Source organism: Streptosporangium canum, from assembly GCF_900113865.1.
GTDB classification, from domain to species: domain Bacteria; phylum Actinomycetota; class Actinomycetes; order Streptosporangiales; family Streptosporangiaceae; genus Streptosporangium; species Streptosporangium canum.
Genome location: NZ_FOQY01000058.1, coordinates 1 through 12,715, shown reverse-complemented (window position 1 = coordinate 12,715; position 12,715 = coordinate 1). Strand labels below are relative to the sequence as shown.

Sequence of the window (12,715 nt, the reverse complement as noted above, 5' to 3'; positions counted from 1 at the left end):
GAACACCCCACAAGATCGAAAGGCCCGATTCCAGATCATGGATCCGGGCCTTTTCGTTACGTCGCCGGTCAGGTCCACCAGTCCTGATCGGGCAGCCTGAGCCACATGTCGGGTGGGCCGGTGATCGAGCCGGCGTCGGTCGGCCGCAGGCCTGCGCTGGCATAGCAGTAGGCCACGGCCTGGTACTGGTAGAGGTAGGTGGTGAGTATCTCTTCGGCTGACTCATCGCCGACCACGTTGCCGCCGCCGGGATGGGTGTCCCATTCTTCGATGACGCCGTTGCGGGCGACGGCCCCCTGGTTTCCGCTCTTGGGGTTGTCGCACATCGCGTAGCAGACGGTTTCCGCGGAGAGGCGCTTCGCGACGCCGGGGGTACATGCGATGTATCCCCATGGCTGGCTGACGACGCATCCGCCGGGTACGTCCGTGACGCCGACGACGGCCAGGCTGTCATCGAAGTCCGAGAAGGGATCATTCATGATCTCTTCAACGTCGTCGTCATCGGCCGGTACGGCTCCCAGGAGCTGAACCGCCTCAGCGGCGGTGAGGCGGGCCATGCACGCCAGGCTGAAGCCGGCATGGTCGAACTCTCCCAATACCGCGACCAGCCGCTCGGCTTCCGTCACGGCAGCGGTCTCGGCGGTGGACAGGCCGGCCTCGCCGTCGGGAAGAGTGAACAGATCAGGGGTGGGAGTGGCCAGGCTGAGCCGTCCGGGGGACCAGCCGTTCATCATCGGCCGCCATGGGTCCGCCCCGGCGGCCACCAGCGCGCGGGCGTTGTCGGGGCGGTTGTTGAAGACGGCCGTCCAGAGGGCGGTACGGCCTTCTTGTTCCGCGTCGACGTCATCGACGCGCCCGGCCAGTTCCGCGACCACCTCGGGTGAACCGCGCTCGGCCGCCGCGTGCAACGGCCGTACATGGAAGTGCACGCCCGTGTTGGGGTCGGCACCCGCGTCGAGCCGGGCGCGGATCAGGCTGAGGTCCGTCCAGGCGTTCCAGGCGACGCCGAGCCATCCAGATCCGTCGTTGACGACCATGGCACTCCTCGGGGGCGTACAGGGTGTATGAATGCCGATCATGGCGTGTGGGGCCGACAGATTCGGGCTGGGACCAAGTCCGATCCGCGAGAGAGCGGCGTCCTCCGATGGTCCCACCGGTTGGTGAGAGGCTGACGAGAGTCAGCGAACCCGCTGGCACGAGGAGGTGGCCGAGGTCATCGGACGGCACCGGATGGCATCCGATGAGTCGGCCCGGCACGCCCTACCAGTGTTCGCATCGAATCGGAAACCGAGTTCGCGCTGCTCAGAGCAGATCTGCCGCAGGCAGATCGTGTCGACGCCGATCCGGATCGCCCCACATGATGGACGCATGGGCGAAGAATCGAAACTTCCACTGTTCGACGCGCGGGTAAGACGTCAGTTTTACGAGAGGCGTGTTCTCATTCTCGACGGTCCTCTCGATGACGACAACGGGACGCTGCTCGCCACGCAATTGATAGCACTCGCCACGCAGGACGCGTCGACCGATATCGCATTGTGGATTCACTCCCCAGGCGGCTCGGTTCCATCGATGCTTGCGATCCGCGACATCATTCGGCTCATTCCCTGCGACGTGTCGACCCTCGCGCTGGGTATCGCCTACAGCGCCGGGCAATTCTTGCTGTCATCGGGTGCCCGAGGGAAGCGCCGGGCCCTGCCGCACGCACGTGTCCTGATGCACCAAGGCTCGGCCGGAATCGGTGGCACCGCAGTCGACATCGAACTGCAGGCCGACGACCTTCGGCATACTCGCGACACGGTGCTCGGTCTTATCGCCGATGACACGGGTCAGCCTGTGGAGCGCATATTCGAGGATTCCCTGCATGATCGCTGGTACACAGCGCAAGAGGCACTGGACTACGGCTTCATAGACGCAATCGTCCAGAGCTTCGACGAAATAGCGCCACAGGATCGCCCGCGGTCCGGATTCGGCGTCACCGAAGGAGCCGGCCAGTGAGCACGTACACGATCCCCAACGTCATCGCCCAGAATCCTCGTGGCGAGCGGATCATGGATGTCTACTCGCATCTCCTCACCGAGCGAATCGTCTATCTGGGGACCGCGATCGATGCGGGCGTCGCGAACGCGCTCGTCGCACAGTTTATTTTTCTGGAGTCAGAAAACCCCGATGCCAACATACAGTTCTATATCAACTGTGAAGGCGGGGACCCGAGTGCAATGCTCGCGATATATGACACCATGCGCTATATCCGCCCGCGGGTTGAGACAACCTGCATCGGACAGGCCATCGCGGTGGGTGCCGTCCTTCTCGCCGCGGGCGCCGAAGGAAAACGTGCAGCTCTCCCGCACGCACGGGTAATCCTGCACCAACCGGCTGCTCAGGGGCGCGGAACGATCCCCGATCTCATCTTGCAAGCCGACGAGGTCGTACGTGTCCGAGCGGACATCGAGCGCATACTGTCACGGCACACGGGCCAGACCGTCGAGACCCTGCGCGCCGACACCGATCACGATCGCGTGTTCACCGCGACCGCGGCCTTGGAGTACGGGCTCCTCGATCAGATCATCGAGGAGCGTTCGTAGACTCGTGGATGATCCCGGCAGGCCACGCTACGCGGCCAGAGCATACGCCGCCGAGCAGGTAGCACCTCTCGACGTGCTGCTCTGAGCAGACCGCAAGCTCTCGGCAACGGCAAGGGTCAGATCGACCAGGGTGACATCCAGCGCGCCGGCGACCGCAGCGATCATCTCGCTCGACGGCTCCTTGACGCCTCGTTCCATCTCGGAGAGATACTGCGGCGAGACGCCGGCGCGACGCGCCGTCTCGCTCAACTTCTCGCCCCGCTCGTGACGAAGACCTCTGAGACGCTCACCGAGCGCGTGCCGCCACAGCGGCTCGCGAGCCGGAGACGGCTTGGAGTCGGTCCGATCGGTCGCCGGATGTAGCGGCGGGACAGAGGAGGCCATGCCTCACCTTAGGTAGACGGCGCGTTCGAGTTCAGCCGGATCCGCGCAGAGCGGAACCGTCCCCGCCCCCTCCGCCCCGCCCTCGGGGTCGGTGAGGATCGCAACTCGTGTAGACGTGACCCAGGTCAGAGGCCGTTCACGGGAGATCGGGAGCGGCCTCCCGCGTTGCCGGGTGACTACAAGCCCCTGAGGCACAGGGACGAACTCTTCCCGCTCATGAATTCCAGCCCTCCATGAGGAACAGGAGACCGGTCAGATCGTCGCCGTGGGGCGCGGGCATGCAGGCTCCGCGTGCGATGAGCTGTTCGGTGATCTCCCAGATCAGTTCGTGGGAGATGACCACGGTGGCCACGGCCCGATCATCGGCGGGCACGTATCCGTACGCCTCTTCGGAGGCGCGGCTCATGAGGAAAGCAGAGACCGGGGCCGCGACCGCGGTGGCCAGTTCGTCGAGGACATCGCCCACGCCGACGAGTGGTATCGCGGAGCAGCCGTCGTCGAGCCGTAGACGCCAGCCGTGTCCTTCCGAATCCGTGACCGAGGACATGTGGTGATCGCGCAGCGCCTCCGCCGCCCCGGGGGTGGCGGCGAAGGTGTGGAGGCGGCGCAACGTCTCGTCCGACCAGACGGTCACCAGGGTGAGATCGTCGGCGAAGCGGTAGAAGTTCGTGCCCGAGCTGCCCGCGCGTGGTGGGTGGATGGCCCAGAAGGCGCCGTTCCACCATGGACGCTCGGCGGTCAGCGCGGTGTCGGGAACGGCCTCTTCGGCGCGTAGCTGTCGCCACAGCACCAGGTCCAGCGCGTAGCCGAACACCATGGCGTACAGACTGTGACCGAGCCCGCGCCGCCGCAGTTCCGCGGCGATGTCGTGCACCGGCTTCTCGACGGCGTCCACGAGGGGGCTCGCCAGCCGCCGTAGAGTCGCCCGCAGCGGGGCCGTCTCAGGTGAGCCCAGCACGGGGAAGGCGGTTCGGACCCGTTCCCCATCGCGTTCCAGGAGCCGGAACTCCAGGAGCCGGGAGAGCTGTGCGTCGGAGACGTCCAGCTGGTCTCTCGGGGCACCATGACGTGCCGCGTACAGCACGCGCCCGTTGTTTCCGTCGGCTACCACGTCATGGGGCGTCCGTTCCGCGTTCGGGCAGTAGCAGTGCAGGGCCCAGAGGGCGAGGTCCTCAGGATCGGACATCCCGTCCGCTGCATGGTCCATACGGCGAGTATTCGGCGTTTTTTAATCTTTGTCATCGCATCGGAGGCTTCGCCGCATCCCCTTGCTCCGAACCGGCGAACGAGGTCAGGTTGGCGCCGGGATCGGCAGGGCCTCCACCTTCGTGGAGATGGAGAAGAATGGATTTCAACAAGCAGGTCATCGACGAGTTCCGCGCCAACAATGGCCAAGTCGGTGGCTGTTTCGAGGGAGCGAGGCTGCTCCTGCTCACCACCACCGGCGCCCGCTCGGGCACGCCGCACACGACTCCGCTCGTCTACCTGCCCGACGGCGTCGAGCGCATGCTGGTCATCGCCTCCGCCGGGGGAGCACCGAACAACCCGGCCTGGTACCACAATCTGCAGGCCAACCCGCGCGCCACCGTCGAGACCGGTGTCTTCGTCCTCGATGTCGAGGCGGAGGTCCTGAGGCCGCCGAACGGGCTGGTTCTGGCTCGTGCGGCGGCCGCGGCGGCCGATCCGCGCCGCGCGACCTAGGATCGGGCCATGCCCTTGACCGCGAACGACGTCGACCGGTTCGAGGCATCCAGGCCGCGCCTGGAGGCCATCGCCTACCGTCTCCTCGGCTCCGCCGGAGAGGCCGAGGACGCCGTGCAGGAGACGTTCCTGCGCTGGCAGGCCGCGGACGTCGACCGCATCGAGGTCCTTGAGGCCTGGCTGACGAAGGTCCTCACCAACCTGTGCCTCAACCAGCTCACCTCCGCGCGGGCGCGCCGCGAGACCTATACGGGCCAATGGCTCCCCGAGCCGCTGCTCGCCGGGGACCCGATGCTCGGCCCGGCGGAAACCGCCGAGCAGCGCGAATCGGTCTCGTACGCGGTCCTCACCCTCATGGAGCGCCTCTACCCCAACGAGCGGGCGGTTTACGTACTGCGGGAGGCCTTCGACTGCCCGCACCGGGAGATCGCCGAGATCCTCGGCATCACCGAGGCCGCCAGCCAGCAGATCTTCCACCGCGCCAAGAAGCACATCGCGGACGGCAAGGCCCGAACCGAGGTCGACGGGGGCGCCGCCCGGCGGATCGTCGAGGAGTTCCTGGCGGCCGCCACCAGCGGCCGGACCGAGCCGCTCGTGCGCCTGCTCACCGAGAGCGCCATCTCGATCGGAGACGGCGGCGGGAAGGTCCCGGCCCGTGCCAAGGCGTTCGAGGGCGCCGTCGCGGTCGCGACGTTCCTGCGGGGCCTGTTCAAACCCGGCAAGGCCAAGCGCGCCCTGGTCGGCGGCGCGCCCGAGGTCTACGCCTGGACCGCCAACGGCGACCCCGCGGTCGTGGCCGTCGTGGACGGCAGGGTCGTCGGCGTCATGTGCCTGGAGGTCACCGCCGAGGGCATCGCCGCGTTCCGCAGCCAGGTCAACCCCGACAAGCTCGAACGCGCGACCGCGCACTGGGCGGCCGCCGACCACGGGGAGCCCCTGTTCAACGCCTTCTGATCACTATGTGAGGTGCTTCACACAGCGTTCCTGTCAGGAAACGGCGGGCCATCTGGTTCAAGTGGCGAATCCGCGCAAGATGGGAGCAAGGGAATGCAGCACCGCATCATCGTCATCGGAGCTGGATACGCCGGAGCCAGCGCCGCCGGCCGCCTCGCCAGGCTGCTCCGCCGCGAGGAGGTCGCCATCACCCTCGTCAACGCCGAGCCCGACTTCGTCGAACGCGTCCGCATGCACCAGCTGGCGGCCGGTCAGGGCCTCAAGCCCCGGCCGTTCAGCGAGATGTTCGCGGGCACCGGTGTCGAACTGAGGGTCGCGAAGGTCACCGGCGTCGACGTCGACGGCAAGACCGTCGCCGTCGTCGACGCGAACGGCACCGAAGAACTCGCCTACGACACGCTCGTCTACGCCCTCGGCAGCGGCTGGAACGCCCAAGGCGTCCCCGGGAGCGCCGAGCACGCCTATGAGATCGCCAGCCGTCCCGGAGCGCTCCGGCTGCGTGAGCGCCTGGCCGGCCTCGACGCCGGGCAGACCGTGGTCGTCGTCGGCGGCGGTCTCACCGGCCTGGAGGCCGCGACCGAGATCGCCGAGGCCCGCCCGGACCTCGACGTCGCCCTCGCCGTCCGCGGCGAGCTCGGGGATCAGCTCTCGCCCAAGGGCCGCGAGCACCTGCGGAAGGTCTTCGACAAGCTCGCAATCACCGTGCACGAGCACATCGCCGTCGCCGGCGTCGGAGCCGAGCGCGTCACCACCGCCGACGGCAAGGCCATCCCGGCTGCGGTCACCGTGTGGACCGCCGGCTTCGCGGTCCACCCGATCGCGAAGCTGACCACCCTGGAAGTCACCGGCACCGGCCAGATCGTGGTCGACCGGACCATGCGCTCAGTCTCGCACCCGGACGTGTACGCCATCGGCGACGCGGCCATGGTGATGGGCCCCGGGGACAAGCCGCTACGGATGTCGTGCGCCTCGGGAATTCCGACCGCGTGGCAGGCCGTCGGCGCGATCGCGGCGCGCCTGACCGGCGGGAAGCTCTCGAACGCGCCGATCCGCTATTTCAACCAGTGCATCTCACTGGGCCGCAAGGAGGGATTGATCCAGTACGTCACCGCCGACGACCGCGCCGTGCAGGCGGTCTTGACCGGACGGCTCGCCGCCGTCTACAAGGAGCTGATCTGCAAGAGTGCCGCCTGGAGCGTCGCCAACCCGCTGCTCGGGCTGCCGGCTCGGCGCCGCCGCGTCACGCGGGAGCGGGCCGCGGCGGACTCGGCCGTCAGGACGCCGGCGTAGAGCACGCGGCTCGGGGTTGGGGCGTCTTCACCGACGATGTTTCTCGCTTCGGACGCGAGTTCGTTCCCTGCCCTGGGTGGCCAAGGACATCGGGATGCCGTACGGCGAGCCGCGGCTCGGTGGTGCGGCGGCTCGGCAGCGTTCAAGGAGATCGCGGTCGATGCACGGTTCCGCCAGGCTTCCTCGCCATCGGCCGACGGTCAGGGCGAAGAGGAAGTCGACCCGTTGCCGGAGCGTGGGAAGTTTCTCGTCGGGGATCCCGGCCAGGCGAAGCGAGCGGAGAAGCATCGCGACGTCGCTGAGCTGCTCGGCGTACAAGAGCGCCGGTAATCACCATCGTGAGGCTCGCCGTTCCGATTGGTGCCCTCGTGGAGCCGTCATCGCCGTGATCACCCGCTGAGGCGCCGGAAGTCATCTCCGGGGAGGAGCGGCACCTACCGCACAGGGGGACGATCCGATGGCGCGGCGACGGCCGCGATGCTGTGTCTGGCCAGGCAATGACCCTTTTCATCCGGTCATGTAACGCTCCGTCCGTCTTCTTCCAAGCAGGGATGTATTCGGGAGGACGACGAAGGGAGCACGGCCGGTGCGCCTCAGACAGAAGGGGTCGGCGGAGATCTCCACCGACCCCGAGGCTTTCGAAGCCTTCTACCGGCGCCACGTCGAAGCGGTCACGCGATTCCTGGCACGCCGGGTGGCCGACCCTCACACGGTCGCCGACCTGGTGGCGGAGGTATTCATCGCGGTACTCGACTCGGCGCACACCTACCGCCCCGGCTTGGGCAGCGAGATCGGCTGGTTGTACGGCGTGGCACGCAACATCCTGTCCGCCGAATGGCGGCGGGCGGCGCGTGAACTGCGTATCGCCGGCCGGATCGGGGGACGCCGCCTCCTCGACGCCGACGACCTGTCGCGTATGGAGGAGCGTCTGGACGCGGAGAGCACGGCCCGGCGGGCCTTCGAGGCCATGGCCGGACTGCCCGAGAGCGAGCGCGCCGTCCTGGAGCTGGTCGCCATCGACCAGCTCTCGGTGGCGGAGGCGGCCGCCGCGCTCGGCATCCGGCAGGGGACCGCCCGGGTACGGCTGCACCGCGCCCGCCAGTCACTGCGCCACGTTCCCGGCGTCGTCCCGCCCACGGTCATGGAAGGACTCCGATGAACTTCGAGGAGAGACTGCTCATGGAGCTGAAGGCAGAGATCGGCGAGCGGAACGAGCGGGCGGCACGGGGACCCGCCCGTTCGAAGACACGCCGCCGCCTGCTGGCGGGGGTCGCGGCCGCGGGCATCGCCGCCGCGGCGGTGGTGGCCGTGCCGCTGGTCACCGGGTCGGAGAGCTCGGCGTACGCGCTGACCCGGAACCCGGATGGATCGTTGACCTTGAAGATCAACGAATTCCGGGACTCGGACCAGGTCGAACGGGACTTGGCCGAGCTGGGTGTCAAGGCCGATGTCTCCTACGTCAAGCCGGGCACGTGGTGCGCCCCCGACCGCGGGCGCGTGGTGGGGGCGTCGTCCGTCGACCCGGCGAACCTGAGGAGCAAGGATCCCAAGGTCAAGGCCGAGGCTTTGAAGCTGATGGAGGACTCGCCCTCCCAAAGGGCGTATGAACTGGTCCGCAACGGCGGCGGGGTGCGGATCTACCCCAAGGAGATCAAGCCGGAGCAGACCGCGGTCATGATGTTCACCGAGAACGGCGACCAGACTTCGGGCCCGGAGAAGCCCAGGGTGCTCTGGCAGTTCGGCTTCGTTCTCATCGACGGCCCGGTCAAGCCGTGCACGGTCGTCGACGACCCGTCCTGGAACGACATCGGCGACCCGGTGAAGAACCCCGAGGCGTTCCCGCCCGCCGGTAGCTGATCCACTGATCCACGGGAGGTACGGCGGGCGCCCGCCGTACCTCCCGTGGACCCTTCGTCTGGCACGTGCCGCGGCCGGAGGAGGCGCCGGCGGCGGGTCAGGCTCTCTCCTGGCGGGGCATGACGACCTCGCGGACGATGAGCAGGAGGGCCGCGACCAGCGGGATGCCCAGCAGGGCGCCGACCACGCCGAGCAGGGCGCCGCCGACCAGGGCGCCGACGATCGTGGCGAGCGGTGGGACGTCCACCGAGCTCTTCAGCACGCTCGGCGCGATCCAGTAGTTCTCGACCTGCTGGTAGACGGTGAAGAAGATCACGCAGATGATGCCGACGGTCGGTGAGACGAAGAAGCCGACCAGGGAGGCGACCCCCGCGCCGATGAAGGCGCCGACCATCGGGATGAGGTCGGTCAGGGCCACGATGAGGGCCAGCGCCAGGGCGTAGGGGACCTTCATGGCGATCAGGAAGAAGAAGGTCGTCACTCCGGCGATCAGCGAGATGATCAGATTCCCCGCGACGTAGCCGCCGATGCTGTCGATGATCTTGTCGCCGAGCAGGCCGGCACGGGTCCGGCGGGACTTCGGCACCAGGCGGTAGGCCATCTTCTTGAGCGAGTTCAGCGAGCCCAGGAAGTAGAGCGTCAGGACCAGGACCGTCAGCGCGTTGAAGACCGCCCCGATGAGCACCTGGCCGAAGCCGAGGACGCCGCCGAACATCTGGCTGCCGAAGTCGCCGCTCGTGACGTACTGCTGGAGCTTCTCCAGGATCTGGAAGCGCTGGTCCAGGTCGCGGATCATCGGATTGTTCTGCAGCTCCTGGACGTACTGCGGGAGCTTCTCCACGAAGTCGGTCGACTGCGTGGTCAGCGGCGGCACCACGGCCAGGCCGAAGACGGCGAAGACGGCGATGACGCCGAGGAAGACCACGGTGATGGCGACCACGCGGGCGAGCCCGCGCTTCTGCAGGTTCTCGACGGCGGGGTTCAGGCCGATGGCGAGGAAGAGCGAGACGATGATGAGGATCAGCACCGAACTCGCGCTCATCACCGCCTGCACCAGCCACCAGGCGGTGAGCACGCCCAGCGCGGCGGTGAAGCCGAACACGAACGGGTTGCCGCGCATCGACTGCCCCGGCCGGCCGAAGGGCAGGTCGGCGGAGGTCATGTCGGTGGGGGCCTCCAGCGGCCGCACGGGGCCCGCGGAGGTGAGGACCGGTCCGTCGGCGGGGGCTTCGAGAGGGCGCACGGGGCCGGCCGAGGTGAGGACCGGCTCGGCCTCGTCGGCGGGGGCGGCCTTTGCGGAGGAGGGGGCGGGGGAGACGGGGGCGGCCGGTTCGGCGCGGTCACTGGAGATGGGCTCGGACACGCACGGCCACTGCCCCGGCTGCGGTGGATTAGTCGGTTCCGGGAAGTGGCGGGAATCACCCTCGGGGGCCGGCCCATGGCGACGTGCCGCAGGAGTCGCTCTGGGAGGCGGCCCATGACGAGGTGCCGCAGGAAATCGCTCCGGGGCGGCTCATGTCGGCCGTACTCCGGGTTCGGCGCACGGCGGCCGTGCCGCAAGAGCCGTCCCGGCGGATCAGCCCATGTTGACGTACTGGCGGGGCCGTAGCGCGTGGCTCCTCAGCGCGGCCAGGGCGGCCGACCGGCCCGCGGGGGTGAGCCGGCCCGCCCGCCGCAGGCCGAAGGCGTCCAGGCGCCGCCCCAGGTCGGCCAGCGAGGCGTCCACCTCCGAGGTCTGCCACTCCTCGCAGTCGATCACCGAGGCGACGCGGTCGCGGTCCGCGGGTGAGCCGTCGGCGAGCAGCATCAGCGCCACCTCCCGGGCCGAGGCCCTGAAGCCGTGCTCCCCGGACGCCGGGGCCAGCAGCGCCGCGGCCGCGGCCTCCCAGAGCAGGTCGCGGTCGTGGAGCAGGCGCTCCCCGGTCGAAGTGATCACCAGCCGTCTCCCGGCGCGGCGCAGCGCGCCCATCTGCCCCTGGGCCACCTCGCGGACCGCCGCCAGCTCCGCGCCGCTCCAGGGACTCTCCGCGAGCACCGAGCGGGCCAGGTTGTGCCGTTGGGTCAGCGGCACGCCGCCCTGCCTGCGGCCCTGTTCCAGCAGCCATCTCAGCGCCTCGAGGTGGTCCTCGGCCGGAGCCGGGATCGGGGCGTGCAGGCGCACCTCGAAGGGCTGGGCGAGCTCGCGCCAGGCGGTGCCCCGGCCGAGCACCCAGCGGTTCAGGCGCTCGCCCTGGACCCGGTGGAGCCAGTTGTCCCCGCCGAGCTCGGGCCGGGGCGTGGTCAGCCAGTGGCGGGTCAGCGCCTGCCGTTCGGGGGAGCCGACTGTGAGCTCTCCGGAGACGATGGCGAGCTCCAGCGCGGCCGAGCACGCGCCGTGGGCGCCCAGCTCCTCGGGGCCCATGATCGAGCTCCACCGCAGCTCCGGCACGTCGGGCGGGAGCACCCCGGTGGCGTCCAGAGCGCTCTGGTAGGCGGCCATCCCGGCGTCCTCGCCGGAGCGGGTGTAGGTGCGCAGGATCTGCGCCGTCGTGGAGGAGAGGCAGAGCGCGGCGTAACGTTCCAGGCCGCCCAGCCGGAGGAGGCTGGCCAGCGCGCGGGCGATCGCGGGACGGTCGCCGGAGACCTTGGTCGGGAGTGTGTACCAGAGGAACTCGCACACGTTGAGCTCGGTGATGGTCTCCAGCGGCTCGCCGCCGGTCAGCCAGTCGATGGCGCTCCGGGCGTGCTCGGCGTAGTCGGGTTCGGACCGCTCCAGCTCGGAGAGGAGCGCGGCCACGTCCGGTGCAGGCATGCTTCGAAGTCTGCCGTATGCGGGCCTGCCCTGACGATGAACGTGACGTAATGGATCGTGCACGTCGCCTACCCTAAGGAATCAGCACTAAGCAGCTCATATGCGTGGACGGTCAGACCCAGCCCTTCTTGAAGAGCATGCGCGAATGCCACTCCGCGTAAGGGATGATCTCGGCGGTGAGCACGGGGTAGAGCCACCAGAAGTTGATGAGCGACAGCAGCGTGAAGGCGCCCACGATCGAGGCGCCGACGATACGCCGTCGTGGCGCGGCGTCCGCCGGGCCGATGATCAGCCCGGCGGCGAGCACGATCGCCAGGATCATGAAGGGGACCATGGGGATCGCGTAGAACAGGAACATGGTGCGGTTGTCGGCGATCGCCCAGTAGAACCAGGGCAGCCAGCCGGCGGCGTAGCCGAGCAGGACGGCTCCGGCGCGCCAGTCGCGGGTGGCCACGTACCAGGCGATCATCGCGATGAGCGCGGCCAGCCCGCCGTACCAGATGACCGGGGTGCCGACCCCGAGCACCTCCTGGGCGCAGCTGTCGGTGTCGCATCCGCTCTTGGGCGTCTCGTAGAAGAACGCCACGGGGCGCAGCAGCAGCGGCCAGCTCCACGGCTCCGACTGGTAGCTGTGCGGGGTCGCCAGGCCGGTGTGGAAGCCGAGGACCTGGAAGTGGTAGTTCAGCCACGACCGGATCGAGTCGAAGACGAAGTAGGCGGGTCCCTGCGAGGTCGCCTGGGCCCAGTTGCGTCCCCAGCCGGGGGCGGAGGCGAACCAGCCGCTCCAGGAGGCCATGTAGGTCAGCGCGGGGATCAGGCCCATCGCCAGCAGGAGGTTGGGCAGGTCCTTGCCGGCCATCCCGCCGTACGGCCGGCGCAGCCCGACCGCCCGGCGGGCCCCGGCGTCCCAGATCAGCGACATGACCGCGAAGGCCACCAGGAAGAAGATCCCCGACCACTTGACCGCGCACGCCGCGCCCAGGCAGAGCCCGGCGGCGATCCGCCACGGCCGCAGCCCCAGCCACGGGCCGTGCTCGCTCAGCGGCGAGGTCTCGTACCAGTCGACCAGCCGGCCACGCGCCCGGTCCCGGTCGACCACCAGGCAGGCGAACCCGGCCAGGACGAAGAACATCAGGAAGATGTCCAGCAGCGCGGT

The 12,715-nt window shown here is 68.9% G+C and carries 13 protein-coding genes; 7 read left to right on the top strand and 6 right to left on the bottom strand.

Annotated elements, in window-relative coordinates:
• Positions 1-68 precede the first annotated feature (68 nt).
• Complete coding sequence (locus tag BM085_RS41000; protein ID WP_093892135.1) at positions 69-1,037, bottom strand: ankyrin repeat domain-containing protein; 969 nt, start codon at positions 1,035-1,037, stop codon at positions 69-71.
• A 166-nt stretch (positions 1,038-1,203) separates the two neighbouring features.
• Between BM085_RS41000 and BM085_RS40995 the strand changes: the two genes are divergently transcribed.
• Both BM085_RS40995 and BM085_RS40990 read left to right on the top strand, forming a co-directional pair.
• Positions 1,204-1,995, top strand: coding sequence for a ClpP family protease (locus tag BM085_RS40995; RefSeq protein WP_245789993.1), 792 nt, complete (start codon positions 1,204-1,206; stop codon positions 1,993-1,995).
• Positions 1,992-2,582: a ClpP family protease gene (locus tag BM085_RS40990; protein WP_093892133.1), complete on the top strand. Its 591-nt coding sequence runs from the start codon at positions 1,992-1,994 to the stop codon at positions 2,580-2,582. The genes BM085_RS40995 and BM085_RS40990 overlap by 4 nt, the downstream gene beginning before the upstream one ends.
• Before the next feature lie 27 nt (positions 2,583-2,609).
• Here the strand turns inward: BM085_RS40990 and BM085_RS40985 are convergent, their stop codons facing one another.
• Both BM085_RS40985 and BM085_RS40980 read right to left on the bottom strand, forming a co-directional pair.
• Positions 2,610-2,966, bottom strand: coding sequence for a helix-turn-helix domain-containing protein (locus BM085_RS40985; RefSeq protein WP_093892132.1), 357 nt, complete (start codon positions 2,964-2,966; stop codon positions 2,610-2,612).
• A 214-nt stretch (positions 2,967-3,180) separates the two neighbouring features.
• The gene (locus BM085_RS40980) at positions 3,181-4,173 is read right to left on the bottom strand and encodes a hypothetical protein (RefSeq protein ID WP_143121311.1); all 993 of its coding nucleotides are present in this window, start codon (positions 4,171-4,173) and stop codon (positions 3,181-3,183) included.
• Between the two features lie 137 nt (positions 4,174-4,310).
• Here BM085_RS40980 and BM085_RS40975 point away from each other — a divergent pair, with 137 nt between their 5' ends.
• The 5 genes from BM085_RS40975 (at position 4,311) to BM085_RS40955 (ending at position 8,768) form a co-directional block, all read left to right on the top strand.
• On the top strand, positions 4,311-4,667 hold the full coding sequence (locus tag BM085_RS40975) for a nitroreductase/quinone reductase family protein (protein ID WP_093892130.1): 357 nt from the start codon (positions 4,311-4,313) through the stop codon (positions 4,665-4,667).
• Between the two features lie 9 nt (positions 4,668-4,676).
• The gene (sigJ, locus tag BM085_RS40970; RefSeq protein WP_093892129.1) at positions 4,677-5,621 is read left to right on the top strand and encodes an RNA polymerase sigma factor SigJ; all 945 of its coding nucleotides are present in this window, start codon (positions 4,677-4,679) and stop codon (positions 5,619-5,621) included.
• A gap of 93 nt (positions 5,622-5,714) precedes the next feature.
• Positions 5,715-6,911 carry an NAD(P)/FAD-dependent oxidoreductase gene (locus BM085_RS40965; RefSeq protein ID WP_093892128.1) on the top strand — a complete coding sequence of 399 codons (1,197 nt, stop codon included), beginning with the start codon at positions 5,715-5,717 and terminating at the stop codon, positions 6,909-6,911.
• A gap of 586 nt (positions 6,912-7,497) precedes the next feature.
• Positions 7,498-8,070, top strand: a complete 573-nt coding sequence (locus BM085_RS40960; RefSeq protein WP_177245519.1) for an RNA polymerase sigma factor — start codon at positions 7,498-7,500, stop codon at positions 8,068-8,070.
• A complete protein-coding gene (locus tag BM085_RS40955; RefSeq protein WP_093892127.1) occupies positions 8,067-8,768 on the top strand; it encodes a hypothetical protein in 702 nt (233 codons plus the stop codon). The genes BM085_RS40960 and BM085_RS40955 overlap by 4 nt, the downstream gene beginning before the upstream one ends.
• A 97-nt stretch (positions 8,769-8,865) precedes the next feature.
• Here the strand turns inward: BM085_RS40955 and BM085_RS40950 are convergent, their stop codons facing one another.
• The 3 genes from BM085_RS40950 to BM085_RS40940 all read right to left on the bottom strand — a co-directional run.
• Positions 8,866-10,131 carry an AI-2E family transporter gene (locus BM085_RS40950; protein WP_093892126.1) on the bottom strand — a complete coding sequence of 422 codons (1,266 nt, stop codon included), beginning with the start codon at positions 10,129-10,131 and terminating at the stop codon, positions 8,866-8,868.
• A gap of 213 nt (positions 10,132-10,344) precedes the next feature.
• Entirely contained in the window at positions 10,345-11,559 is a 1,215-nt protein-coding gene (locus BM085_RS40945; RefSeq protein WP_093892125.1) for a hypothetical protein, read from the bottom strand.
• A gap of 112 nt (positions 11,560-11,671) precedes the next feature.
• Positions 11,672-12,715: dolichyl-phosphate-mannose--protein mannosyltransferase (locus BM085_RS40940; protein ID WP_143121310.1), on the bottom strand; the 1,044-nt coding region annotated here is incomplete at its 5' end.

Coding starts and splice junctions, on each gene's coding strand:
- BM085_RS41000 (WP_093892135.1), bottom strand. CDS start 1,037: ATGGTCGTCAACGACGGATCTGGATGGCTCGGCGTCGCCTGGAACGCC.
- BM085_RS40985 (WP_093892132.1), bottom strand. CDS start 2,966: ATGGCCTCCTCTGTCCCGCCGCTACATCCGGCGACCGATCGGACCGAC.
- BM085_RS40980 (WP_143121311.1), bottom strand. CDS start 4,173: ATGGACCATGCAGCGGACGGGATGTCCGATCCTGAGGACCTCGCCCTC.
- BM085_RS40975 (WP_093892130.1), top strand. CDS start 4,311: ATGGATTTCAACAAGCAGGTCATCGACGAGTTCCGCGCCAACAATGGC.
- sigJ (WP_093892129.1), top strand. CDS start 4,677: ATGCCCTTGACCGCGAACGACGTCGACCGGTTCGAGGCATCCAGGCCG.
- BM085_RS40965 (WP_093892128.1), top strand. CDS start 5,715: ATGCAGCACCGCATCATCGTCATCGGAGCTGGATACGCCGGAGCCAGC.
- BM085_RS40955 (WP_093892127.1), top strand. CDS start 8,067: ATGAACTTCGAGGAGAGACTGCTCATGGAGCTGAAGGCAGAGATCGGC.
- BM085_RS40945 (WP_093892125.1), bottom strand. CDS start 11,559: ATGCCTGCACCGGACGTGGCCGCGCTCCTCTCCGAGCTGGAGCGGTCC.